The 23356-nt window shown below is 59.4% G+C and carries 23 protein-coding genes and 2 pseudogenes; 12 read left to right on the forward strand and 13 right to left on the reverse strand.

Annotated elements, in window-relative coordinates:
- From EV130_RS30990 to EV130_RS31005, 4 genes and pseudogenes are all read left to right on the forward strand, one after another.
- Window positions 1-131 (forward strand): annotated as a pseudogene (locus EV130_RS30990) (S-(hydroxymethyl)glutathione dehydrogenase); the annotation flags it as partial.
- A 108-nt stretch (window positions 132-239) separates the two neighbouring features.
- Window positions 240-1814: a Re/Si-specific NAD(P)(+) transhydrogenase subunit alpha gene (locus tag EV130_RS30995; protein WP_132554477.1), complete on the forward strand. Its 1575-nt coding sequence runs from the start codon at window positions 240-242 to the stop codon at window positions 1812-1814.
- Between the two features lie 21 nt (window positions 1815-1835).
- A complete protein-coding gene (gene pntB, locus EV130_RS31000; protein WP_132662532.1) occupies window positions 1836-3209 on the forward strand; it encodes a Re/Si-specific NAD(P)(+) transhydrogenase subunit beta in 1374 nt (457 codons plus the stop codon).
- A gap of 421 nt (window positions 3210-3630) precedes the next feature.
- Complete coding sequence (locus EV130_RS31005; RefSeq protein ID WP_132662533.1) at window positions 3631-4062, forward strand: VOC family protein; 432 nt, start codon at window positions 3631-3633, stop codon at window positions 4060-4062.
- Between the two features lie 89 nt (window positions 4063-4151).
- Here the strand turns inward: EV130_RS31005 and EV130_RS31010 are convergent, their stop codons facing one another.
- Genes EV130_RS31010 through EV130_RS31040 form a run of 7 tightly spaced genes read right to left on the reverse strand, consistent with a single transcriptional unit; the run spans window position 4152 to window position 10165 of the window.
- Window positions 4152-4472 carry a 2Fe-2S iron-sulfur cluster-binding protein gene (locus EV130_RS31010; protein ID WP_074065255.1) on the reverse strand — a complete coding sequence of 107 codons (321 nt, stop codon included), beginning with the start codon at window positions 4470-4472 and terminating at the stop codon, window positions 4152-4154.
- Window positions 4473-4501: 29 nt separating this feature from the next.
- Window positions 4502-5743: an NAD(P)/FAD-dependent oxidoreductase gene (locus EV130_RS31015; protein WP_132662534.1), complete on the reverse strand. Its 1242-nt coding sequence runs from the start codon at window positions 5741-5743 to the stop codon at window positions 4502-4504.
- The gene (locus tag EV130_RS31020; protein WP_132662535.1) at window positions 5740-6300 is read right to left on the reverse strand and encodes a cupin domain-containing protein; all 561 of its coding nucleotides are present in this window, start codon (window positions 6298-6300) and stop codon (window positions 5740-5742) included. Before EV130_RS31020 ends, EV130_RS31015 begins: the two co-directional genes overlap by 4 nt.
- The gene (locus EV130_RS31025; protein ID WP_074065258.1) at window positions 6293-6961 is read right to left on the reverse strand and encodes a 4-carboxy-4-hydroxy-2-oxoadipate aldolase/oxaloacetate decarboxylase; all 669 of its coding nucleotides are present in this window, start codon (window positions 6959-6961) and stop codon (window positions 6293-6295) included. Before EV130_RS31025 ends, EV130_RS31020 begins: the two co-directional genes overlap by 8 nt.
- A gap of 45 nt (window positions 6962-7006) precedes the next feature.
- The gene (locus EV130_RS31030) at window positions 7007-7921 is read right to left on the reverse strand and encodes an ABC transporter substrate-binding protein (RefSeq protein WP_074065259.1); all 915 of its coding nucleotides are present in this window, start codon (window positions 7919-7921) and stop codon (window positions 7007-7009) included.
- A gap of 28 nt (window positions 7922-7949) precedes the next feature.
- Window positions 7950-8975: an amidohydrolase family protein gene (locus EV130_RS31035; RefSeq protein ID WP_074065260.1), complete on the reverse strand. Its 1026-nt coding sequence runs from the start codon at window positions 8973-8975 to the stop codon at window positions 7950-7952.
- Window positions 8975-10165, reverse strand: a complete 1191-nt coding sequence (locus EV130_RS31040; RefSeq protein WP_132662536.1) for a cytochrome P450 — start codon at window positions 10163-10165, stop codon at window positions 8975-8977. Before EV130_RS31040 ends, EV130_RS31035 begins: the two co-directional genes overlap by 1 nt.
- Window positions 10166-10392: 227 nt before the next feature.
- Here EV130_RS31040 and EV130_RS31045 point away from each other — a divergent pair, with 227 nt between their 5' ends.
- The 5 genes from EV130_RS31045 to EV130_RS31065 are packed head-to-tail and all read left to right on the forward strand — an operon-like array spanning window position 10393 to window position 14996.
- Entirely contained in the window at window positions 10393-11184 is a 792-nt protein-coding gene (locus tag EV130_RS31045; protein WP_132662537.1) for an ABC transporter ATP-binding protein, read from the forward strand.
- On the forward strand, window positions 11181-11894 hold the full coding sequence (locus EV130_RS31050) for an ABC transporter ATP-binding protein (RefSeq protein ID WP_074065263.1): 714 nt from the start codon (window positions 11181-11183) through the stop codon (window positions 11892-11894). Before EV130_RS31045 ends, EV130_RS31050 begins: the two co-directional genes overlap by 4 nt.
- Window positions 11894-12775, forward strand: a complete 882-nt coding sequence (locus EV130_RS31055) for a branched-chain amino acid ABC transporter permease (protein WP_132662538.1) — start codon at window positions 11894-11896, stop codon at window positions 12773-12775. The genes EV130_RS31050 and EV130_RS31055 overlap by 1 nt, the downstream gene beginning before the upstream one ends.
- Entirely contained in the window at window positions 12772-13731 is a 960-nt protein-coding gene (locus tag EV130_RS31060; protein WP_074065265.1) for a branched-chain amino acid ABC transporter permease, read from the forward strand. Before EV130_RS31055 ends, EV130_RS31060 begins: the two co-directional genes overlap by 4 nt.
- 32 nt (window positions 13732-13763) lie before the next feature.
- Window positions 13764-14996 (forward strand): ABC transporter substrate-binding protein, encoded by a 1233-nt coding sequence (locus EV130_RS31065; RefSeq protein WP_132554463.1) that lies wholly within the window; start codon window positions 13764-13766, stop codon window positions 14994-14996.
- A 239-nt stretch (window positions 14997-15235) separates the two neighbouring features.
- On the opposite strand, the gene EV130_RS31070 is transcribed toward EV130_RS31065, so the two are convergent.
- The 6 genes from EV130_RS31070 to EV130_RS31095 form a co-directional block, all read right to left on the reverse strand.
- The gene (locus tag EV130_RS31070; protein ID WP_132662539.1) at window positions 15236-15523 is read right to left on the reverse strand and encodes a MurR/RpiR family transcriptional regulator; all 288 of its coding nucleotides are present in this window, start codon (window positions 15521-15523) and stop codon (window positions 15236-15238) included.
- Window positions 15524-15649: 126 nt separating this feature from the next.
- Complete coding sequence (gene iolG / locus EV130_RS31075) at window positions 15650-16642, reverse strand: inositol 2-dehydrogenase (RefSeq protein WP_132662540.1); 993 nt, start codon at window positions 16640-16642, stop codon at window positions 15650-15652.
- Between the two features lie 41 nt (window positions 16643-16683).
- Window positions 16684-17487: a TIM barrel protein gene (locus EV130_RS31080; RefSeq protein WP_132662541.1), complete on the reverse strand. Its 804-nt coding sequence runs from the start codon at window positions 17485-17487 to the stop codon at window positions 16684-16686.
- Between the two features lie 81 nt (window positions 17488-17568).
- Complete coding sequence (locus tag EV130_RS31085; RefSeq protein ID WP_132662542.1) at window positions 17569-18363, reverse strand: ATP-binding cassette domain-containing protein; 795 nt, start codon at window positions 18361-18363, stop codon at window positions 17569-17571.
- A gap of 2 nt (window positions 18364-18365) precedes the next feature.
- Window positions 18366-19487 carry an ABC transporter permease gene (locus EV130_RS31090; RefSeq protein WP_132662543.1) on the reverse strand — a complete coding sequence of 374 codons (1122 nt, stop codon included), beginning with the start codon at window positions 19485-19487 and terminating at the stop codon, window positions 18366-18368.
- 124 nt (window positions 19488-19611) lie between these two features.
- Entirely contained in the window at window positions 19612-20559 is a 948-nt protein-coding gene (locus tag EV130_RS31095; protein ID WP_074065272.1) for a sugar ABC transporter substrate-binding protein, read from the reverse strand.
- A 175-nt stretch (window positions 20560-20734) separates the two neighbouring features.
- Here EV130_RS31095 and EV130_RS31100 point away from each other — a divergent pair, with 175 nt between their 5' ends.
- The 3 genes and pseudogenes from EV130_RS31100 to EV130_RS31115 all read left to right on the forward strand — a co-directional run bounded on the left by EV130_RS31100 (window position 20735) and on the right by EV130_RS31115 (window position 23354).
- Window positions 20735-21730: a substrate-binding domain-containing protein gene (locus tag EV130_RS31100; RefSeq protein WP_132554451.1), complete on the forward strand. Its 996-nt coding sequence runs from the start codon at window positions 20735-20737 to the stop codon at window positions 21728-21730.
- A 358-nt stretch (window positions 21731-22088) separates the two neighbouring features.
- Window positions 22089-22237 (forward strand): annotated as a pseudogene (locus EV130_RS33720) (non-homologous end-joining DNA ligase); the annotation flags it as partial.
- 49 nt (window positions 22238-22286) lie between these two features.
- A complete protein-coding gene (locus EV130_RS31115) occupies window positions 22287-23354 on the forward strand; it encodes a cellulase family glycosylhydrolase (protein ID WP_132662545.1) in 1068 nt (355 codons plus the stop codon).
- Window positions 23355-23356 lie beyond the last annotated feature (2 nt).

The raw sequence follows: 23356 nt of genomic DNA on the forward strand, positions 1-23356 counted from the left end.
TCGACTGGTACATGGAAGGCAAGATCGAGATCGATCCGATGATCACCCATACGATGCCGCTCGAGGACATCAACAAGGGCTTCGAACTCATGCATGCCGGTCAAAGCATCCGCGGCGTGGTGGTCTATTGAGGCCAATCGTCGATTGCGCGGGCCGAGGTTTTCATAGGTTCGGCCTGCGCCGGAACTGAACCCAGGCTCGCTTCAGATCAGTGACTTCAACATTCAAGGGAGGGATACGTGCTGATAGGGTCGCCTCGAGAGAGGCTGGAAGGAGAAGCGCGCGTTGCAATGACGCCTGACAGCGCTATACAGCTTCAGAAACTCGGATATCAATGCGCCATCGAAACAGGCGCCGGCAAGCTTGCGGGCTTTTCCGACGATGCTTACCGCGCCGCCGGCGTGACGGTTGTCGATACCGCCGAAACGCTCTTTGCAAGCGCCGACGTGATCACGAAGGTGCGCCCGCCCAGCAGCGACGAGGTGTCGGCGCTCTCGCAGGGCAAGACGCTCATATCCTTCTTTTATCCGGCACAGAACAAGGACCTCCTGGACCAGGCGGGAGCGACCGGCGCCAACTTGATCGCCATGGACATGGTGCCGCGCATCTCGCGCGCCCAAAAGATGGACGCGCTGTCCTCCATGGCCAATATCGCCGGCTACCGCGCCGTGATCGAAGCGGGGAACAATTTCGGCCGCTTCTTCACCGGCCAGGTGACGGCCGCCGGCAAGATCCCGCCCGCCAAGGTGCTTGTCATCGGCGCGGGCGTCGCCGGTCTTGCCGCCGTCGGCACCAGTATTTCGCTCGGTGCCATCACCTATGCTTTCGACGTGCGCCCGGAAGTCGCCGAACAGATCGAATCCATGGGCGCGCAATTCGTCTTCCTCGACTTCGAGGAACAGCAGCAGGACGGGGCTGCGACCGGCGGCTATGCCGCGCCCTCCTCGCCTAAGTTCCGCGAGGCGCAACTGAAGAAGTTCCGCGAAATCGCGCCTGACATCGACATCGTCATCACGACGGCGCTGATCCCCGGCCGCGACGCGCCCAAGCTGTGGCTTGCCGACATGGTGGCCGCGATGAAGCCGGGCTCCGTCATCGTCGACCTTGCCGCCGAGCGCGGCGGCAATTGCGACCTGACCGTTGCGGGCGAGAGAATCGTCTCCGACAACGGCGTCGCCGTCATCGGCTATACCGACTTCCCAAGCCGAATGGCCGCACAGTCGTCGACGCTTTACGCGACCAACATCCGCCACATGATGACGGACCTCACCCTTAAGAAGGACGGCGTCATCGTCCACAATATGGAAGACGACGTGATCCGCGGTGCGACGGTCGCTTTGAAGGGCGAAATCACCTATCCGCCGCCGCCGCCAAAGATTCGGGCGATTGCGGCGCAGAAGCCCAAGGAAAAGACCAGGGTGTTGACGCCCGAGGAAAGGCGCGCCGCAGAGGCGGCCGCCTTCAAGGCCGCGACGCAAAACCAGGTCGGCCTTCTCATTTTCGGCGGATTGCTCATGCTCCTCATCGGCGCCTTTGCGCCCCCCGTCTTCATGGGCCACTTCATCGTCTTCGCACTTGCCTGCTTCGTCGGCTTTCAGGTGATCTGGGGCGTTTCGCATTCGCTGCATACGCCGCTCATGGCCGTCACCAACGCCATCTCCGGCATCATCGTCATCGGTGCGCTCCTGCAGATCACCGCTGCGGGTTGGCTGGTGACGGCGCTTGCGGCCATTTCCGTAACGATTGCGACGATCAACATCGTCGGCGGATTCATGGTGACGCGCCGCATGCTGAACATGTTCCAGAAGTCCTGATCAGGCCGCGGGGAATTGACAATGTCTATCGGTTTCCAAACTGCCGCCTATATTGCGGCTTCGGTTCTCTTCATCCTCGCGCTTGGCGGGCTTTCGGGCCAGGAAAGCGCCAAGCGCGCCGTGTGGTACGGCATCGTCGGCATGGCGATCGCTATCATTGCGACGATCTTCGGGCCGGGCGTCGGCCTTTCGGTAATGCTCGTCGTCGTGCTGGGGGTCGGTGCGGTCGTCGGGGCGGTGATGGCGCGGCGCGTGGAAATGACTGGCATGCCGCAGCTCGTGGCCGCCCTTCACTCCTTTGTTGGCCTGGCTGCCGTCTTTATCGGCCTCAACTCCGACATAACGGCGCATGAATTCACGACGCATGCAGAGCAGATCATCCACGAGGTGGAGATCTTCTTCGGGGTCTTCATTGGTGCCGTCACCTTTACCGGTTCGATCATCGCCTATGGGAAGCTCTCGGGCCACATCGGCGGTAAGGCACTCATCCTACCCGGTCGCCATGCCTTCAACCTCACGATGGTCGCCGCCTCTTTCGTCCTCATGTTGCTCTACATGAACAGCGCGGGCTCATGGACGCTCTATCTCATGACGCTGATCGCCTTCGTCATCGGCGCGCATCTCGTCATGGCGATCGGCGGGGCCGACATGCCGGTGGTCGTTTCCATGCTCAACTCCTATTCGGGCTGGGCAGCGGCGGCAACTGGATTCCTGCTCGGAAACGACCTTCTGATCGTCACCGGCGCGCTTGTTGGTTCCTCCGGCGCAATCCTCTCCTACATCATGTGCAAGGCGATGAACCGGCAGTTCCTGTCGGTGATCCTCGGCGGTTTCGGCAATGCCTCGGGCCCAGCGATGGCCATCGAGGGCGAACAGGTTGCAATCGACGCCGAAGGCGCCGCCGCCGCGCTTAACGATGCGGATTCAGTCATCATCGTGCCCGGCTACGGCATGGCAGTTGCACAGGCACAGAGTGCGGTCTGCGAGCTCACCCGCAAGCTGCGCGCCACCGGCAAGGATGTACGCTTCGCCATCCACCCGGTTGCAGGCCGCTTGCCGGGTCACATGAACGTACTCCTGGCCGAGGCAAAGGTGCCCTACGACATCGTCCTGGAAATGGACGAAATCAACGACGACTTTTCCAATACCGACGTCGTCATCGTCATCGGTTCCAACGACATCGTCAATCCAGCCGCACAGGAAGATCCGAATTCGCCGATCGCCGGCATGCCGGTCCTGGAGGTTTGGAAAGCAAAGCAGGTCTTTGTTTCCAAGCGCGGCCAGGGGACCGGCTATTCGGGGATCGAGAACCCGTTGTTCTACAAAGAAAACACCCGGATGTATTACGGCGACGCCAAGGAGTCGATCAACAAGCTGCTGCCGATAATCAACTGAGCCCCATTTCGTCCCTTTCTGGTGGGAGGGAGGGCCCGCCTGCACGGCGACTTCCCTTCCCACAGAAGCATAACGCGGCCGGCCGCAACCGGCAGCGATCCCAACACCTCGCACAGCAGATCCTTGAGGATGCCTCACTATTCATCCTTGCCGCTGCGGCGACGGCCCAAGCAGGTCGCAGAAAATTTGAAGACTACCCTTTGAGCAGCGTCCTGATCAAACCTTCGTCTGGTTGCGAGCCTAAACTGAAATGGATAGCTTGCTGCCACCATCATCGACGGCCAAACCCAGGACCAGATCATGAATTCCTGCCTTGAGAACCTGCGGCCCTACATGCGGGACCGTGATCGGCTCAAGCCATCTCTTTTGTTGTTCCCTGCCAATCGATATGCTGGCCTCATCTCCGAGCTATCCTGACATCATGAAACTTGCTCACATAAACTTGGTCGCCCGAGATGCGGAAGCGCTTGCGGCGTTCTATGTAGATGTCTTGAGATGCGAGCACCTCCGGGAACCCAGGGCCTTATCGGGAGAAAGAGTGTCGCGAGGCAACGGGATTGCCAACTCACAGATCTACTCGATTTGGCTCAAGTTCCCCGAACTCGACCGCCCGTTCTTGGAAATACACGAGCACAAAGTCACGTATGATAGGGATCAGCCAAGAGTGAATGAATCGGGCTTCGCTCACCTATCGTTCCAGCTGAAAGATATCAGCGGTATACTCTCACAAATCATTCAGGCGGATGGCGCGCAGATTGGCGAAATCACGGACCTTGGGACGGAGGAAAAGCCACTTCTGATCGCCTATGCGCGCGATCCAGAGGGAAACATACTCGAGCTGGAGCAGACCTAGGTTGCAGGTCGTTGCCCGGGCGCGTTCAGCCGCCCGGGATGTTCGCGAGATTGACCTGTCACGTCCCCTGTTCGAAAGTGGACCTCGTTCTAGTCCTCGGGGGCAATTCCGATCACGATGCCACTGAGTGTCTCGTCGAACGGTATCTGACAGGAAAGCCGGGAGCGCTCCTGACGGTAGTCTGATCCCTCGAGCAGCTCGGTCTCATCGATCGAGGGCACCGGTAGACTTGCGCTCGTGGGAAGCTGCTCGACATACACGTGGCAGGTGGCGCAGGACAGACAGCCGCCGCACATCGCCAAAAGTTCGTCAAACCCGGCGTTGCGGATATTCTCCATGAGCGAGGCGCCTATCCGTCCGTCGAAGCTATGGAGCCCTCCGTCTCGGGTCCGTACTGATATGGTAGCCATTTTTCCTCCACTTTCTGCGCTCTTGACGCTCACGACGTGACGAAGTCGATTTCATTGAGTTGTCTCGATGTGTCCGCCAAAGCGGCGGGATCGATCCTGGCCGCGCTGTCGACAAGCTTTCGCCCTTGCACGTAATCGCGTGGCGAATTGATGCAATCGAGGGCAAGAACCGCCCCGTTCTTCAGATAGATGACACTGAACCTCCGCGAGGCAGGATCTCCTCTCGTGACGACACTGTCGAAGCCGTAATTGAGGCCGACCGTCTGCATTTTCAGGTCGTACTGATTGGACCAGAACCACGGCGTTGCATCATATGCCTTGAACTCCCCGCAGATCGCCTTTGCAGCAGTGGTCGCCTGATCGGTCGCGTTCTGCACCGATTCGATGCGGATGCCAGGACCGTTTTCCAGGCGGGCGCAGTCGCCGATGCAATAGATATCGGGCACTGACGTACGACAAAACTCGTCGACATCGACACCGTTTGCGCCCTTAGCTCCGGCGGCAATCAGTGGACCAACCGACGGGATGATGCCAATTCCGACGACGACTATGTCGGCTGCAATCGCCTCGCCGGCTTCAAGAACCACACGCGAAACCCGCCCGTTCACGCCCTCCAAGGAGGCGACATTGCTGTTGAGACGGAGATCGACGCCGCGCGCCCGATGCTCGTTTTCGTAAAACCGTGAAATTGGTTCCCCCACCACACGCGCCAGCACACGGTCAAGGGCCTCGACCAGGGTCACCTCCTTGCCGATCTTTCGGAACACTGCCGCCGCTTCCAGGCCGACGTAACCGCCGCCGATGATCACGATTCTCCGGGCGTTGGGAAGCACATCGATCAGTGCGTCACAATCCGCCTTGCTGCGGATGTAGAAAATTCCTGCCAGGTCGCTGCCCGAACAGGAAAGCTTCCGCGGATCGCCCCCGGCGGCCCAAACCATCTGGCCGTAGGAGAAATACTCGCCACCATCGGTGACCACGATGCGAGCCGTGGGATCGACGGCGCTCACATGCCGCCCAAGCAACAATTCCACCTCACGCGTCCCCCAGAAATCCTGGGGCCGTAGATGCATCCTTTCGAATGTCTTCGTGCCAGCCAGATAATCCTTCGAAAGCGAGGGGCGGTCATAGGGAAGGTCCGGTTCAGCGCCGATCAGCGCGATGCTTCCCGAAAACCCGGATTGCCTGAGTGCAGCGGCTGTCTGCGAACCGCCGTGTCCGCCGCCGACGATCACACAGTCGAAAGATCGGGTGAGGTTGTCCGGCCTCATCTCACGACCTTCCTTTCGGCGCCGATGAGGACGAAGCACATCGTGGCGGGCCTGTCGCCCTTGTTGCGCCAGGCGTGGCGGGTGCCGCACTGGACCACGATGTCGCCCTGCTTCAGCAAGGTTTCAGCGCCATCGTCGAGTTCGAGCCAGATCTCGCCGTCGAGGACCATATCGTAGTCGACCGTGTCGGTGGTGTGCATACCTGGCGCGTCGGGCTCGAATGCCTGGATGAGGCCAGGGATGTGGACTGCCTGCTCCTCAAAGGCGCAGGCGGGATCGACGGTCGCACATACCGAATCCGGCGGGAAGACGACAATCATGAGTTTCGTCGCACCGGGTTCAGGCTTGATCAATATCTGCGGGGGTGCCTGCTCCGCACAATCCTGCGGAAGGAAGGGTTTTGCGGCGGTGGCGTAAAGAACCGAAGTCAAATGTCCGGGCACGGAATCGTAGGCGTGGGCGTTGGGGGGCGGGCCATCGCTGACGAAGACCGACTTGCCGTCCCTGATGCCCGTGACGACGCGGCGGGGAATGCGCACTTCGGCAGCCCTATTCATAGGTCAGGCCCTTTGCTTCGAGCTGCGGACGCATGTTGTTGATGTCGAGGCTGAGCTTGCCGGACTCGTAGAGGCCGCGCTTGTCATCTTCCATCCTTTGCCGCTTGAGGGCCTTCTCAAGCACCTGAGCTGCCTCGCCGCGCTTGACGATACAGACCCCGTCATCATCGGCGACGATCACGTCGCCCGGCTCGATATAGGCTCCGGCACACACCATTGGAACCTGGACGTTCGCCAATGTCTCCTTGACGGTGCCCTGGGCCGATATGGCCTTTGCCCAGACTGGAAAGTTCATCGCGCGAAGATCAGCCACATCACGGACGCCAGCGTCGATCACCAGACCGAGGATGCCTTGCGCCTTGCAGGAGGTGGCGAGCAGGTCGCCGAAATAGCCGTCGGTGCATGGCGAGGTCGGTGCGACGACCAGGATGTCCCCAGGCAGAGCCATTTCGAGCGCCACATGGATCATCCAGTTGTCGCCGGGCGGAACCTCGCAGGTCAGCGCCGTGCCACCGATGCGAGCGCCGTCGATTACAGGACGCAGGTGCGGCGCCAGCAGCCCTTTGCGCCCCTGAGCTTCGTGAACAGTGGCGACGCCGAGCTTACCCAGTGCTTCGCATATTTCGCGGTCCGTCCGCGCTGTCTTCGTCATTACTTTCATTGAAAAACTCCTGGCATGTCCGTGGAACGCGCCTCAACAGATCGTTCAGGCGGATGCAGCTTCGAGGAGAGCGCGATCGAACACGTCTCCCGCTAGAGCTCTGGCGGCTTCGTCAAGCAGGTTCGCGCGGATCATGAGGTCAATGGTCTTGTCCATCGCAGCTTGTGGAATGGTTAGGTCACCCGGCCACATACCCATGTCGCGCATGTAGCAAAGGCCACGTGAAGCAAGTTCGATGTCGTCCTTGGTCGTGATCCGCTGGAAGATTGGAAGCGTGACATCTGCCCGGCTGGGGTCATTGGTGATCGCATAGGCATCGAGCAGCGCCCGCAGGAAGCGGACAACAACGTCACGGTTGTCGTCGAGCCAGTTCTTGCGGCCGATGACAGCGGCAAAGACGATTTCAGGGATGACGTCGTTGATCTCGCCGATCAGGTTGAAGCCCTCCCGCTCGGCCAGGAAGTTCCAGGGTGCAGGCTGCGGCGCGCAGTCGATCTCTCCAGCCTTGAGCGCTTCCCAACGCTTCGTGTGGATGCCGGCGAGTTCGAATTCATAGTCGCCGGGATACCGCAAGCCTTCCTTGGAAAGAAGCATCTGCGTGTAGATTGCAGTGCCTTCGGTGAGCGACGACGTGCCGACCTTTTTGCCCTTGAGGTCCTGGATGGACTTGATCGAAGGCTGGGCGACGAGCGACATCGGCAGGCGGTTCGAGTTCGAAGCGATCACACGCAGCACGCCGCCCTTGACGAAGTTCGAGACCGCACCTTCAGGTGGGGTTATCGCGAGATCGGCCTCGCCTTCGAGAACCGCGGTGGTCGCCTTGTCGACGGTGCCCATCTTCTTATAGTCGATTGTCAGTCCATGCCTGGCAAAAATTCCATGCTCTTCGGCGATGAAGACCGGAAGCCAGTTGAACCCTTGCGCCCCGCCTGCGAGGCTCAGATGTCGGCTCGAAGCCATTTGATTTCTCCCTCATGATCGCGAAGCTTCAAAGGCCCCGCTCGCGTAGTCTCTTGTCCAAGAGCGGGTAGACGCGCCGTGCGTTTCCTTCAAAGACCGCATGTCTCTGGTCGTCGTCGAGGACAAGGTGATCGATGTATCTCTTGGTGTCGTCGAACGGATGTCCCGTCTCCGGATCGATCGCCTTGACCGCGCCGAGCAACTCCGAGCCGAAGAGGATGTTCTTGACATCGACGACGTTGAACAGCGTGTCGATGCCTGCCTGATGGTAGACGCAGGTGTCGAAGTACAGGTTGTTCATCAGGTGCGTGTCGAGGCTCGGCTTTTCGAGCATGATCGACAGGCCACGATAGCGACCCCAATGGTAAGGGGCAGCCCCGCCACCATGCGGTATGATCAGCTTGAGTTCCGGGTGGCGCTCGAACAGATCTCCCTGGATGAGCTGCATGAATACCGCAGTGTCCGCGTTGATGTAATGCGCTCCCGTCATGTGGAGGCAGCGCTCGCAGGAGCTGGAAACATGGATCATCGCAGGAACCTGAAGCGCGACCATGGCCTCCCACATCGGGTCCCACCACGGATCGTAGATTGGCGGCGCGCTCCAGCGTCCGCCTGAGGGATCAGGATTGAGATTGCAACCGACGAAGCCGTTCTCGACGCAGCGCTCCAACTCACCGATGACAGCAGAAAGGCCACCGTCGATTGTCTGCGGAAGCTGGCAGACGGCAGCAAAATTGTCGGGAAACATGTCGACGATGCGGCCGACATTGTCGTTCGACAGCTGCGACCATTCCTTGGCGACTGCCAGGCCCGGAACGTGATGGCCCATGCCGGAGGCACGCGGGCTCAAGAGTGTCACATGCGAACCGCGCTCGCGCTGTATCTTCAGCTGGTTTGCCTCGATGATGTCATGGAGCTGCCTGTCCGGGATACCCGGATAGATGGGCTGCTCGGAGGACTTGCCTTCCGCATAAGCGACCTGCGCCGTTCGGAAGGCATGATGCTCAGGCGGCTCCGTCGTGAAGTGGCCGTGGCAGTCGATGATGAGCGACATTACGCGTTCCACTTCGCGGGCAGATCGGAAATGCCGCGGAACCGCCAGCCCTTGCCCTTGACCTCACGCGAGGCGTCGAGCCGGAGATCCGGCAATTGCCGGAACACCTCCGCGAGCGCAATCTCGCCCATGGCCCTCGACAGGAAATGGCCGGAACAGAAGTGCGGACGAAAGCCGAACGACAGGTGCTGCTTCTTCTTGCGAAACATGTCGAAGCGGTCGGCGTCTTCGAAACGCGTCTCGTCGCGATTGGCCGACCCCATGACGATGGCGACAGACGACCCCTCAGGAATGACTGTGCCGGCAATCTCGAAGTCTTCTTTGGCGATGCGGGGCGTTATGCCGATCGGGGCAATCCAGCGAAGGCCCTCGTCGAAGGCGCGCATGGCGTTTTCCTGCGGCTGCTCGGCCATGAGCTTTGCCTGATCGGGATTTGAAAGAAGACCCGCACAGGCGTTCGCCGCTGCATGCCCTGGTTCTTGGAGGCCGCCGAGGATGATGACGCGCATGGTCGGAGAAATCTCCTCCCAGCTGCGAACCTCGCCCTTTGGCATGCCGCCATACATGACGTGGCTAAGAAGAGAGTGGTTGGGCTTTGACAGGCAGGCCTGGTAAAGATTGCCCATCTGCTTGTCGATGTCGGCAAGCGCGTCGTCCAATCGCTTCCATATGGCCGGATCATTGCTGACGTTCTGCAGGCCGAGCGCCATCGCGTGAAACCACTCGACGAGGGCCTCGTTGGGTGTCGCCGTCAGGCCGATGACGTCGCCGATGCACCGCACCGAAATTGGCTCAAAGAGTTCGGCGGTAAGGTTGGCTTCTCCATTCTTCTTGATGGAGTCGATATAACGCTGCACGACCGGGCGCGTCAGATCTTCGACGAACGAGCGCACGCGCTCCTGCGTGAGATTCTCGTCGATACCCTGACGTAGGCACTGATGATCCTCGCCAGACATTGTCAGGACGTTCGGCATCCCCATGACGCGGGCTTCCGGACGGTCTGCCGAGCCCGAAGGCCCGAACACCTTGTCGTTGCCGCCGACGGTGCGACAATCGTCGAACCGTGTGATGAAATATTCCTTCGTTCCCTCGAAGAATGCCACGGGCTGCTCTGCACGCAGACGCGCATAGACGGGATACGGATCCCGGTAGAGGTTTTCCCCCGTCAGTTCGGTTTGTGATCCCGTCATCGATGTCCTCCCAGCACTCCCGCTTTGGGGAGTTGTCACAAATCTCGCTGCCACCTTCTCCTGCTGACAGCATCGACCTCTGGACGTTTCGGGGAAGCAATCGAATGCGATTGATGCTTGACATACCGAAACGTCTTCGGATACGGATAGGTATCCAAAGCGGGGTTGGCTGTCAACAACAGAAATTGACAGACCGAGGAGAAGCCGCTTCGGAAGGGAGGAAATCAGTGAACGACAGCAGCATCGTCGAGGTGCGCCCGGTGCTCCAGGCGCGGGATGTCTCCGTGCAGTTTGGCGGGGTGAAGGCGCTGACAGAGGTATCGCTTTGCGTAAAGCCAGGGGAGATCTGTGGGCTCATCGGCCCGAACGGCGCCGGCAAATCGACCTTTCTCAACGCGGCAACGCGTCTGGTAAACTACGCAGCCGGATCGATCATGCTTGACGGCCAGCCGCTCGAAGGCGTGGAGACGCGCGAGATGATCGGAATGGGTGTCGCAAGGACGTTTCAGAATCTGGGCATCTACGCGTCGATGACTGTTCTCGAAAACGTCATGTTGGGCGCCCATCATCGGCTCGGCGGAAATTACGCAAGGGCGATCTTCGCGCCGTTCCGGGTCAGAGCCTTGGAGCGCTCTACGCGTGAAACGGCAATGGCGGTGCTCGAGGAGGTCGGCATGGCAGATCTCGCCGCCCGCGCGGCCGGATCGCTGCCCTATCCCCTGCAGAAGCGGATGGAAATCGCCCGGGCGCTTGCCGCGGAGCCGAAGATACTCCTGCTCGACGAACCCGCCGGTGGACTGACCCACGGCGAGGTCCATGAATTCGGCGCGCTGGTCGACGCGATAAGGCGCAGACGCAATCTCTCCATCCTGCTCATCGAGCATCACATGGGGTTGGTGATGAGCCTTTGCGACCGGATCGTCGTCTTCCACCTGGGCCGCAACCTGGCCGAGGGAACGCCTGCCGAAATCAAGTCAAATGATGCGGTGATCGCCGCTTACCTCGGGAGGGCGGCATGACCCTTCTGGATATAAAAGACCTGTCCGTTTTCTACGGCAAAACACAGGCACTGTTTGACTGTTCGTTCTCGATTGGTGAAGGCGAATTCGTTGCCTTGCTCGGTTCCAACGGCGCCGGAAAGACGACGCTTCTGCGCGCGGTCTCGGGTCTGCTGCCGTTCAAGGGCTCGGTTTCCTACGCCGGAAAAGCGCTCGACAAGATTTCCGCTCAGAAGCGTCTTGCGCTCGGCGTCGCGCACATACCGCAAGGTCGCGGCACCTTCACAGAGTTTACCGTGGAAGAAAACTTGTCGCTCGGCGCGACGATCGTGGCCAGCCGCTCGCAGGTGAGGCAAGACAAGGAGCGCTGGTACGAGACGTTCCCCAGATTGCGGGAACGGCGCAGTCAGCTCGCCGGAAACTTGAGCGGCGGCGAACAGCAGATGCTCGCCGTGGCCCGTGCGCTGATGTCGAGGCCAAAACTGCTGATGTGCGACGAGCCATCTCTCGGTTTGGCTCCGTCGATCACCCAGGAAATCCTGGCGATCTTCAAGTCCTTGAACAAGGAGACCGGCATGACGCTGCTCGTGGTCGAACAAAACGTTGACGTCACCCTTCAATACGCCGACAGGGCCTTCGTCATCGAGGCGGGCCAGATCGTCGCGAGCGGCGCGGCGAGCGAGCTCATCGGCAACGAAGACATCAAGAAATCATATCTGGGAGTCGCCTGATGAGCTTCTTCTTTCAGCTCGTCGTCAGCGGCTTGACCACGGGTGCTATCTACGCGGCGCTGGCGCTGGCCCTTGTCCTCATTTTCAGGGCGACCAATGTCGTCAATTTTGGCCAAGGCGAGATGGCGACATTTTCGGCCTATGGCGCCTGGCAATTGATGCAGTGGGGCGTGCCGCTCTGGCTCGCAGTTGTCGCGAGCCTCGCATTTGCATTCGCAATCGGGATCGTGACATTCCGCCTGATCATCCGACCTATGATGGATGCTCCCGTGGAAGCGGTGGTCGTCATCACGCTTGGCATCCTCGTCCTGTTTCAGGCCGCCTCTATGTGGATCTGGGGTGCAGAACAGCTCTCGTTTCCAAGCCTTTTCCCAGATGGCGGCTTTAGCATCGGCGAGGTCCGCGTGCTGTCCTCTGCTGTCGGGACGCTCGCGATCCTCCTGACGATTGCCTTGGCGATGGGCTTTATCTTCCGTTTCACAAAGCTCGGCCTGTCGTTGCGGGCAGCAGCCTTTGATCGTACACGCAGCGTCCTCGTGGGCGTCGATGTCGAACGAATGCTGATGCTGGGCTGGGGCTTGGCCGCCGTCATCGGGGCACTGGCCGCGATCCTGATCGCGCCCCGCCTGTTCCTCAGCCCGACGATGATGACACCGATCCTGTTCTACGGCCTGGCAGCCGCAACGCTGGGGGGATGGGACAGTCCGCTCGGCGCGATCGTCGGCGGCCTCGCGATCGGCGTCGCCGAAAGCCTGGGCGCCAGCTACCTCTCGTTTATTGGAGCCGACATGCGCATCGCAGTGCCAATCGCCCTGACGTTGATCATCCTGCTCGTGAAGCCCGTCGGCCTGTTCGGCTCCTATAAGGTGACAAAACTATGAGAGACTTATTCCTCTCAACCGCGATCAAGTTCGGTCTCTTCGCAATCGTGGCAATTCTGATCCCAGTCTTCGCCCCGGCCTACGCGCTCCAGCAAGTGGCCATCGCGATCGCCTATGCCATCGCGATCCTGGGACTGAACCTGCTGATGGGATATGCCGGGCAGATTTGCCTTGCCCAAGGAACGCTGTTCGGCGTCGGCGCCTATGTCACCGCGATCCTGAACGCCACCTACGGGGTTTCCCCGCTGGCTACGCTACCGGTCGCAGCTGCGGTCTCGGCCGCAGTCGGGCTGGTGATCGGCCTGCCGGCGCTCAGACTGCAAGGTCTGCAGCTGGCCATCGTCACTTTCGGCATAGCGGCTGCGTTCCCGCAGCTGCTCCTCAAGCTGGGAAGCCTGACCGGCGGCGTATCCGGGCTTCCCGTCGACGCTCCCGAAACGCCGGGCTTGATGACGGACATTCCGGAGCTGTGGCTTTATCTCATCTCGCTTGCGTGTGCGGGCGTCGGTGCTTTGCTCGTCTTCCAAATACTGTCCGGCGACACCGGCCGCGCGCTCAGGGCGCAGCGCGACAATCCTCAGATTGCCCAGGCGCTCGGTGTGAACCTGACGCGCGCCCGGCTTTGGGCTTTCTCGATCAGCTCGGCGCTTGCAGGACTGGGCGGGGCAGTGTTCGCCATCGTCAGTGGCTTCATCAGCCCGGAATCTTTCTTGGCGATCCTGTCCATCAACATCGTGATTGGCAGCATCGTCGGCGGCGTCACCAGCATCGTCGGCGCGTTCGTCGGCGGCCTGTTCATGGTTTTCGTCCCCAGCTGGGCATCCGACATCAACCTGAGCCTCGGCAACCTAATTTACGGCCTCGCGCTGATCTTCATCATGATGGTCGCACGCAACGGGATCACTGGCTTCATCGAGAAATGGCTTTCGATGATTTTTCGGAGGGCGGCTGGCTGAGATGGCCCGCCATCGACATGGGAGGAACTAAAATGAGATTGGTCACTATTCTAAGGGGATGCACGATGAGCCTGGGCGCTGCCGTGTTGCTCGCAGCCTCCCACGCCAGTGCCGCGGATCCATCGCCGGGCATTAGCGACGAAGCGATCAAGATCGGTGTCACGGGTCCGCTGACGGGTCCGGTCGCCGTCGTCGGCGGCGTGGCCGAGGGCATCCGGGCGCGCATCGAGCAGGCGAACGCCGAAGGGGGCGTCAAGATGGGAGACGGCAAGACCCGCAAGATCGAACTTGTCGTCGAGGACGACGGCCTTGATCCGCAGCGCACGCTGGCCAATGTCCGCAAAATGGTGGAGAAGGAAAAGGTCTTCGCGTTGGTCGGCACAGCCGCCACACCGAACAATCTCGCCATCGGACGCTACATCACCCAGAAGAAGGTTCCGAACGTCTTCATGTATTCCGGTGTCGTCTCCCTGAATGCTCCGGAGTGGGAGGTTGGCTTTGTACCGTCTTTCTCGACGGAGGCGGACGCGTTCGCTAAATATCTCGAAAACAACAAGCCTGACGCTAAAGTAGCCTTCCTGTACCTGAACACGGAAACTGGCCAGACCTTCATGAAAGCCTTCGACCGCGCGATCGAGGGATCGAAAATCACGATACTCGAACGTCAACCTGTGACATCACAGGACCCCACGGTGGAAACCCAACTCAGCACCTTGAAGGCATCCGGCGCTGACACCCTCATCATCATCGCTGCCCCTCGGCAGGGCGGTGAGGCCATCCGCTTCCAGTCCGAAAGCGGCTGGAAGCCGCTGACCCTGGTCACCAATCTATCGTCTGCCTATCCGGTCCTCCAGTCCGTCGGCCTGGAAAACGCCAAGGGCATCGTCACCTCGGATTTCCTGAAGCCGATCATCAGCGACCAGAAGTCTGGTGACGAAGGCGTCGACCGCTATCTCGATGCCATCAAAGCCGCCAAAGTGAACTTCGTCTTCGCCAATACGATCGGCCAAACCGGCTACGCGATCGGCGACACGCTCATCCAGTCGCTCGAAAAGCTCAAGGAGCCGACCCGCGAGGAGTTGATGAAGGTCGTCCACAACATGGATGGCTGGAAAAACCCGCTGTTCTTCGACGGCATCAACATCACGACCAAGGAAGGATCCGACATCTATCCAGTTGAAGCCCTTCAGCTTTACCAGTTCGACGGTCAGAGGTACATTCCTGTTGGCGGCGTTTTGGATTTTGAAGGAACTACACACGAGTAGGCTGTGATCTTCGCTATGGGTGCCTCGGCGCCCTCTTTCCTTTGATCTGCCGACGCTTGTCCAATCGCTATCTATTGCCGTTGCGCCCGCCGGCAGATTCAGCGGCCCGTCCGCTTAATCGGAACCCGGCTGGTCCATCCGGTTTTACAGGAGCGATCATCCGAGAAGGTCAGCGCAGCAAGGAAGCCGGGGCGCTCGACCTCATGACCGGGAGGGCAGCTTGCGCCGAGCGACGTTCTTTAGCGGTGATTTTCGGCAGTCTTGCGAAGATGGTCTCTTATCATCGCGCGAAACTCGCGCAATGTCCGAAATCCGATGTGCTGCGCAAGTCGGTGAACTGTCGTTTGAGAAACCTCGCAATTGCGCGCAATCGCAGCGGCACTTTCGACTGCAATCATTTCCGGCCGCTCAATGATCTGCTTGGCGACCCGTTCAACGCTGTTGGAAAAGACGATGTGCCTTTTGGCGATCAGATATTTCAGTTCCTGCAGTGTCTCGGGAGGACGGCGGTCTCGATCCTTTAGCATTGCGCTTCACCTTTCAAAGGGTCGCCTTGCGACAATCGCAGCACGATCCGAACATATCGCGAGGCGGCACGGCACCCGACGACGATGCGGCAGCGCGAGAACGTCGCCGCATCGCCTCGAAGCCTGTCAATCGACCTGAACCGGCCTGCCGTTCTGCCAGCTCACGGTGGCAGCCTCCGCCAGCTTCTGGGCCTGGAGCCCATCACGTCCCCCAGGGCTTAGTGACCGATTGCCCGTGTCCACTGCATCGATGAAGGCGTTGATCTCGTTGGCATAGGCCTGGGCGTAGCGCTCGAGGAAGAAATATTGGACAGGATCACCGCAAACGCCGTGAGCGTTGGAAAGCTCGACGCTGGTTGCGTGGATGTTCTTCGCCGCGAGCATGCCGGCAGCTCCATGAACTTCGATGCGTTGATCGTAGCCGTAAGTCGCCCGGCGCGAATTGGTGATGACGGCGATGCGCCCAGAGGCCGTCTGCATCTGCACGGCTGCGGTATCCACATCGCCCTCGGCCCCGATCGCCTTGTCGACAAGCGAGGATCCAAGTGCGTTGACGACGACGAACTCCTCTCCCATGATAAAGCGGGCCATGTCGAAGTCATGGATCATCATGTCGCGGAACAGCCCGCCGGAAGTTTCGACGTAATCGGCCGGCGGCGGCGCGGGATCCCGGCTGGTGATCGTCACGATCTCGATCTCGCCGATATCGCCGCGGCGCAGACGCGCTTCCACGCTGGCAAAGTTGGGATCAAACCGACGATTGAAGCCGATCATCAGGGTCGACTTGTTCTTCTCGACGACGTCCAGGCAAGCATTGATGCGCTCGACCGACAGGGAGACCGGCTTTTCGCACAGGATTGCCTTGCCGGCTCTCGCGGCCGCCTCTATGAGATCGGCGTGGCTGGGTGTCGGCGTCGCAATCAGAATTGCGTCGACATTTGAGGATCTGATGACATCTTCCGCGTTGGCAACCTCAGCGTCCGTCTGCGCGGCCAGCGCCTCAGCCGATGCCCTGAAGGCGTCCGCCACATAGGCGAGCTTCGCCTTTGGGTTGGCCGCGATGGTCGCGGCATGCACCTTGCCTATCCGGCCGGCGCCGATGACTCCAAACCTGATCATTGATGTTCTCCATGATATGTAAACGTTGACGATTGAAGTCTTCAAACCGTGAAAGCGTCCCGGAAACGGGCAAGCGCTGTCTCGTCATCGCCGGAGGCCCAGGCTTCCATGCCGATCGTCCCGCGATAACCCATGTCATTCAGCGCACGGGCGATTGCCTTGTAGTTGATTTCTCCGGTGCCCGGTTCCATGCGGCCGGGAACATCCGCGACCTGGATTTCGCCGATATAGGGCAGCGCGCGCCGGCACAGCTCGATCAGGTTTCCCTCGCCGATCTGAGCGTGATAGAGGTCGAGATTGAGCTTCAGAGATGGTCGGTTTACCGACGAGACGAGAGCAAGCGTGTCTTCTGCCTTGGCAAACGGGGTCTTCGGGTGGTCGACGGCTTCATTGAGGTTTTCGAGCACGAAGGTGACGTTCTCCTTCTCGCCAAGGTCGGCGATGCGGTTAAGCGTATCGTGCGCCTTGAGCCACATCGCGCCAGTCACCTTGTCAACCTTGACCACCGGCAGACCCTGGCCGTCGAGACCGGTCCCGTGCAGGTTGAGGCGGGGGCAATTGAGCTGCCTGGCGATCGGGATCGATTGCTTGGCAGTTCGCAGCAATTCGTCTGCACCTTCGTCGTCGGCGAGCGTGCCGGTCACATATCCCGTCATCGAAGAGAAAGCCGCTCCGGATCTTGCAAGGGCGGCGATGTCATGTTTCGTCCAGTCCCAGATCTCGGCGTGAAAACCGAGTTCGGTGATGCGCTTCAGCCTGTCGATGACAGGAAGCGACTTGAAGACCATCTCGGCGCAGACCGCGAGCGTGAAGGGGGATGAGACATTCGACGAGCCATCGTTCATGACCGTATTCCATGGTTGATGATTGAGTGAAAGGCGGCGACCTTTGAAAGCCAATCGGTCGCCGCCTCAAAAGTGTGCCGGCTATATCGTACCGCCGAGCTCTGCGGACAACTGCTGCAGTTCCTTGCCGCCGGCCATGAGGTTCTGAAGCTCGTCCATCGCGATGTCTGCCTTGGAAAAGGTGCCAAGTGTCTTGCCGCGATTGAGGATGGTGAAGCGGTCCGCCACCGCATAGGCATGGCGGACATTGTGGGTGATGAAAATGACGCCCAATCCGTTCTGTCGGACCTGGTGAATGTATTTCAGCACCATCGAGGTTTGCGCCACGCCGAGCGCCGAGGTCGGCTCGTCGAGAATGAGGATCTTTGCACCGAAGTAGACCGCGCGCGCAATCGCAACGCATTGGCGTTCGCCGCCGGACAGAGTGCCGACCGCCTGGTTGGGATCGCGGATATCGATGCCGATCTTGCGCATCTCCTCACGAGTGACATCGTTGCAGTGCGTGAGGTCGAGGTGACGGAAAGGAAAGAAGCCTTTGCGAGGCTCCCGCCCCATGAAGAAGTTACGGGTGATCGACATCAGCGGGATCATTGCAAGATCCTGGTAGACGGTCGCAATCCCCGCGTCGAGTGCGTCGCGCGGACTGCGGAAACAGACCGGCTTGCCTTCCACCCGAAACACACCACCGCTTGGACGGACGACACCGGAGAGCGTCTTGATCAAAGTGGATTTGCCCGCGCCATTGTCTCCGAGGAGACAAAGCACCTCTCCAGCCGAGACCTGCATCGACACGCCGTTGAGCGCAATCACGGAGCCGTAGTGCTTGATGATGTCGGTCACTTCAATGATCGGCATTTGAAACTTCGCATCAGCCATGATCAGCGCTCCCCGGTAACCTTGCGGCGGATGAAATTGTTGAAAAGAACGGCCAGCAGCAGCATCGACCCCAGAAAGACTTGAAACCAGTCGGAGTCGAACTTGGTGTAGGTCAGGCCGATCGAAACCAAGCCGAAGATGATCGCTCCGAAGAAGGCGCCGATCGCCGAACCGTAGCCGCCAGTCAGCAAGCACCCGCCAATGACCGCGGCTATGATCGCTTCGAATTCCTTCTGAAAGCCGCGCCTGGCGTCGGTCGAGCCGGCATCGAGCACGGTGATGATGGCAACCAGAGCCGCCGCACATGCCGTCAGCGCAAACAGGCCGGTCTTGACCCTGTGGACCGGGACGCCGGAATTTCTCGCCGCATTGGGATCACCACCGGCGGCAAAGATCCAGTTGCCGGTACGGGTGCGCAAGAGGACCCACGTCGCGGCCAGGGCAATCGCGGCGAACCACAATACGGAGACCGGGATGCCCGAGACCTTCGGCATGCCATTGGGGAACTTGTCGATCAGATCGTGATCCGCGAGCCAGACAAATACGCCCTTAAGGGCATCGCCGGAAAAGAGGCTACGCAGCGGGCTGTCCTGGACACGTTCGCCAATGCCACGAAGCTGTGTCGAGCCCCCTGTCGCCCATTTGAGGCCGACGAGCGTCAAGCCGCGGAGAATGAAGAGGAATGCCAGGGTCACGATGAAGGACGGAAGGCGCGTGTGGATGACGATCTGTCCGTTGATCTCCCCCATGAACGCGGCAAAGAGCATCGTCATGACGATGGCAACCGAAAGCGGCTGACCAAAATTCGTGAGGATGACACCGAAAATCAATCCCGCAAAGGCAACCATCGAGCCGATCGAAAGATCAAACTCGCCACCTATCATCAGAAGGGCCGCCGCAATGGCCAGGATCCCCAATTGCGATGCCGGCGCCAAGATGGTCATCAGGCCGGAAAGCGAGAACATGGTGCGGTCGGCGGTGATGAAGAAAAAGACGATGACGAGAACAAGGCCAGCCACGGCACCGAGCTCTGGCCGCCGCATCATTTGCGTCAGAAAGCTCACCTGTTTGACACGCTCATCTGCCTTCGACGCGGCCGCCGTTCTCTGCTCAAGCGAAGCCATAACTCCTCCCACGGATCATGATTTAGGATAGCGTTGGCGCTGCTTTGCAGCGCGGTCAGTCAGCCAAACCCCCTCCCCCATCAAGGGGAGGAGATTCTGGGAGAATGCCTTTCGGCAATTCCGTTCAGCGGATGCCCTTGGCGGAAAGATCCACGACCTGGGCGGCTTTGTCCTTGGTGATAAGGTTCGGGCCGGATGGAACATTACCCCCCGGCATAAGCCCGTATTTGGCATAGTTGGCCAGAAAGACGACGGGCAGATAGCCCTGCAGGAACTGCTGCTGATCGATCGCAAAGGCTGCCTTGCCGTCGGCCACGGCCTTCAGGAAATCGGCCGAAAGGTCGAATGTCGCAACCTTGATCTTGCCGGCCATGCCGACATCTTCGACGGCCGCGAGCGACGGTTCGCCAGCCGTTCCGGCACCCAGCGCCATGACGGTGTCGACAGCCGAATTGGAACTGAGCGCCGCCTTGACCTTGGCGCGGACATCTGCCGGATCGTTGCTGACGGGCAGGACCGTGACCTTGCCGCCGAAACCATCGGCAAAGCCCTTGCAGCGCAGGTCGAGCGCTACATTGCCGACCTCCTGGTTCACGCACAGGCCTTCCTTGCCGCCAAGCTCCTGCAACTTCGCGCCAGCGGCCTTGCCGGCGGTATATTCGTCCTGACCGACATGCAGAAGCGCTCCCAGCTCCTTGGAAACGTCGGAACCGGAGTTGATGGAAATCACAGGGATGCCGGCGGCGACAGCCTTCTTGATGGACGGTCCGAGCGCCGAGGCATCAGGAATGGAGATGATAAGCCCATCAGGCTTCTGATTGACGGCAGCATCGATGAGCTGCCCCATCGACACCATGTCGAAGGTTTCAGGAGCGCGATAGTCGACGCTGGCACCCATGTCCTTCGCCGCTGCGCCGACGCCGTTCTTGACGACGGACCAGAACGGATCATTGGCTTGGCCGTGGGTGACGGCAACAATGCGAGTGTCTGCGGCATTGGCGATTGCCGTAGTGCACATGAGCGCCGCAGCGACGGCCGCGCCTGCCAGAAGTGATTTCAGACCGAATTTCATCTTTTCCTCCCACAAAACGGTCCCGCACCCTGCGGACCTCCCGATGCCACCGGTTGCAACCACCCTTGCACCCGGTAGCAAGCCCGGCAAAGTTACTTTATCGTAGAGAAAAATCAAGCATCCATTCCATTTTTATTTTTTTGTGGAATATTCATTCCAATCAGGAGGAGCAGCCATGCGCAAACGGGCGACGGCGAAAGAGGTGGCGGAAGCTGCCGGCGTATCGAAATGGACCGTCATCCGCGCGTTCACGCCCGGTGCGTCCATAACGGACGCCAGCCGACAAAAGGTTCTTAAGGCGGCAGAGGCTCTAAACTATTCGCCCAACCTGCTTGCCCGCAGCCTCGCGACGAACACCACCCATCAGGTCGCCGTCTTCGTCGACGACTTTGCCAATCCGCACAAGCTCCCTGTTCTGGAAATGTTAACCGAGCGCCTCCAGGCGGAAGGCCTGCTGACCGTATTGATCAACATCAACCGTCATTTCGATCATGTTCATGCACTGATCAATGCAGACCAGCGGCAGTTCGATGCAGTGATCTTGTTCGGCACGGCTTTTCGCGAGGAAACGCTGGGTGATCGACGGCTCGGTCCAGGTTTCCCGCCGATGTTCGTTCTTGCTAGAGACAGCCAAATCCACGGCGTTCCCGCCATCGCCTGCAACGCCGAACTCGCCCTTAGTGAAATCGTCGACTATCTGTTCGACAAAGGATATCGACGTCCCGGCTTTATGACGGGGGCAAGGACCCTGTCGACGGCGCTGGGCAGGCGTCATCACTATGCAAATTTCTGGCGCCGGAAAGGCATCGAAGGCGTCATTGAACTGGCCGCGGAAAAATACAGCGCCCGGGCCGGCGCCGAGGCAGCGCGCAGTTATCTGAGCGCCACCTCGCCCGTATCGCGCATAGACGTATTAATGTGTGAAAATGACATTCTGGCGCTTGCAGCAATGGATGTCGCACGGAGCGAATTCGGCCTTGGAGTTCCGGACGACTTGGCGGTCGTCGGCTTCGACAATATCGAGCTCAGTGGAGCTCCGGCCTACGAACTGACTAGCTATGAACAGCCCACCGACAAGATGGTCGATGCCATTGTTGCGATGATCACCGGAGAGCGTGCATCTGAAACAATCGCCTTATCGGGGCGTTTTGTCCGGAGATTGTCGGCTTGAACTCAAAACCTTCGCTTCAGTCGTTGCGTTTATCCTCGCGATCAACAGCGTTCCATCAGTTCCAGCCTGTTGCCGAACGGATCACTGACATATCGGCGATTGTGACCGTCCAGAGGCTGGTCGGTGATTGTCGGGAATCCGGCGTCTTCCAACCGTTCGCTCAACCGAGACAAGTCACGAACGAGAAGGCCAGGGTGCGCCTTTCGCGCAGGGACAAATTCTGCGACCCCCTCTCCTTCGAACCAGCATCCACCACTCGCGGCAAGATGCGCGGGCTTTGAAACCTCCCGAAGCCCGACGAGCGGGTCATGTCTCAAATTTCGTTTTCTTTTTAAGTATTCCCTGATGTAATCATCGGATGGCAAAGTCTCCACCTTCTAAGCCTCTGCTTACCACGGATAAGCCGGTCCGATCCCGGCCGCGCAACCACAAGATCCAGCTCAGCCCAATCTTCCCCTCGAACCCATGCCCGAGCGGGTCGAGCCGTGCCTGGCGCTGCTGAAGCCAAGCCGCGCCGCCCTTGTCCCCCAAAGTGCTGCTCCGCGATATGGCCTAATTGCTTGAAACGGATTCGGAAGCTAATCATGCCTTTCATTCAACCAAGGGGCATGATTTGAAAATAGGACGTCGAGGTTTCCTGATAGGGTCTTCTTCTTTTGCCGCTAACGCCTTGCTGGCTGATGCCGCAAAGGCAGCCACCTTCGAAGTCGGCGTTGGCGCGCACCTATGGAGTGCGTCTCGATCCGAGATCGACAAGGTAGTAAAGGCTGTCCGGGATAATGGCTTCAAGTTGGTCCGTTGGGACGCGCCTTGGAAGGGCGTTGAGCTAACCAAGGGACGGCTCGAAATTCCGCCTGCGTGGGATTATGCCGTCGAAGCAATACGGTCGGTGGGGGCAGAGAATATTCTCATCCTCGACTATGGAAACAAGTATTACGTGGGAGGCGATAAGCCTACAACGGCGACAGCGCGGTCGGCGTTCGTAATATATGCAGAAGCAGTGGCTAAGCACTTTAAAGGTCGCGTAGCGCGTTATGAGGTGTGGAATGAGTGGGATACAAAAAACGGCGAGACATCCTATCAGCCCATCGAGCATTATGTCTCACTTGTAAAGGCCTGCTATCCGGCCTTGAAGGCCGTAGACCCAAGTGTGCAGGTGATGGCCGGCAACTTTTCATCGATCACCTACGAAAGATCATTTTTAAACCCGTTTGCCACGAACTACTTTCGTGATTTTCTGGCCTCCGATGTCGGGAGGTACATGGATGGTTTTTCGATCCATCCCTATGTCCGAGGCCTACCAGTCGAGAAAATTCCATCTGCTATGGATGCCTTTTTCGGCAGGATCGAAGGCGCCATTCATGGCTCACCAGGCTTCGAGGGAAAGCCAATTTTGGTGACTGAGATTGGCTGGAAGGCAGGAGTTCAGGGGCAGCAAGCAGTCAGTGAAGATCAACAGGCAAACCTTTTGGCTGAGGCGATTAAGCTTTCTAAGAAATATCGCTTTCATGGTCTGTGCATTTACGAGATAAAAGATGGCGGCGAAGACTTTGGCTATGGAATATACGACAAGGACTGGACGCCAAAAGCGGCTGCTGGCCGAGTATTTGGAAAATTGAACTAGGT

The sequence above is a fragment of the Rhizobium azibense genome (assembly GCF_004342325.1).
In the GTDB taxonomy this organism is placed as follows: Bacteria; Pseudomonadota; Alphaproteobacteria; order Rhizobiales; family Rhizobiaceae; genus Rhizobium; species Rhizobium etli_B.

Bases quoted from the DNA above. Each gene is read 5' to 3' on its own strand.
- pntB (WP_132662532.1), top strand. From the start codon at position 1,836: ATGTCTATCGGTTTCCAAACTGCCGCCTATATTGCGGCTTCGGTTCTC.
- EV130_RS31005 (WP_132662533.1), top strand. From the start codon at position 3,631: ATGAAACTTGCTCACATAAACTTGGTCGCCCGAGATGCGGAAGCGCTT.
- EV130_RS31010 (WP_074065255.1), bottom strand. From the start codon at position 4,472: ATGGCTACCATATCAGTACGGACCCGAGACGGAGGGCTCCATAGCTTC.
- EV130_RS31015 (WP_132662534.1), bottom strand. From the start codon at position 5,743: ATGAGGCCGGACAACCTCACCCGATCTTTCGACTGTGTGATCGTCGGC.
- EV130_RS31020 (WP_132662535.1), bottom strand. From the start codon at position 6,300: ATGAATAGGGCTGCCGAAGTGCGCATTCCCCGCCGCGTCGTCACGGGC.
- EV130_RS31025 (WP_074065258.1), bottom strand. From the start codon at position 6,961: ATGAAAGTAATGACGAAGACAGCGCGGACGGACCGCGAAATATGCGAA.
- EV130_RS31030 (WP_074065259.1), bottom strand. From the start codon at position 7,921: ATGGCTTCGAGCCGACATCTGAGCCTCGCAGGCGGGGCGCAAGGGTTC.
- EV130_RS31035 (WP_074065260.1), bottom strand. From the start codon at position 8,975: ATGTCGCTCATCATCGACTGCCACGGCCACTTCACGACGGAGCCGCCT.
- EV130_RS31040 (WP_132662536.1), bottom strand. From the start codon at position 10,165: ATGACGGGATCACAAACCGAACTGACGGGGGAAAACCTCTACCGGGAT.
- EV130_RS31050 (WP_074065263.1), top strand. From the start codon at position 11,181: ATGACCCTTCTGGATATAAAAGACCTGTCCGTTTTCTACGGCAAAACA.
- EV130_RS31055 (WP_132662538.1), top strand. From the start codon at position 11,894: ATGAGCTTCTTCTTTCAGCTCGTCGTCAGCGGCTTGACCACGGGTGCT.
- EV130_RS31060 (WP_074065265.1), top strand. From the start codon at position 12,772: ATGAGAGACTTATTCCTCTCAACCGCGATCAAGTTCGGTCTCTTCGCA.
- EV130_RS31065 (WP_132554463.1), top strand. From the start codon at position 13,764: ATGAGATTGGTCACTATTCTAAGGGGATGCACGATGAGCCTGGGCGCT.
- EV130_RS31070 (WP_132662539.1), bottom strand. From the start codon at position 15,523: ATGCTAAAGGATCGAGACCGCCGTCCTCCCGAGACACTGCAGGAACTG.
- iolG (WP_132662540.1), bottom strand. From the start codon at position 16,642: ATGATCAGGTTTGGAGTCATCGGCGCCGGCCGGATAGGCAAGGTGCAT.
- EV130_RS31080 (WP_132662541.1), bottom strand. From the start codon at position 17,487: ATGAACGATGGCTCGTCGAATGTCTCATCCCCCTTCACGCTCGCGGTC.
- EV130_RS31085 (WP_132662542.1), bottom strand. From the start codon at position 18,363: ATGGCTGATGCGAAGTTTCAAATGCCGATCATTGAAGTGACCGACATC.
- EV130_RS31090 (WP_132662543.1), bottom strand. From the start codon at position 19,487: ATGGCTTCGCTTGAGCAGAGAACGGCGGCCGCGTCGAAGGCAGATGAG.
- EV130_RS31095 (WP_074065272.1), bottom strand. From the start codon at position 20,559: ATGAAATTCGGTCTGAAATCACTTCTGGCAGGCGCGGCCGTCGCTGCG.
- EV130_RS31100 (WP_132554451.1), top strand. From the start codon at position 20,735: ATGCGCAAACGGGCGACGGCGAAAGAGGTGGCGGAAGCTGCCGGCGTA.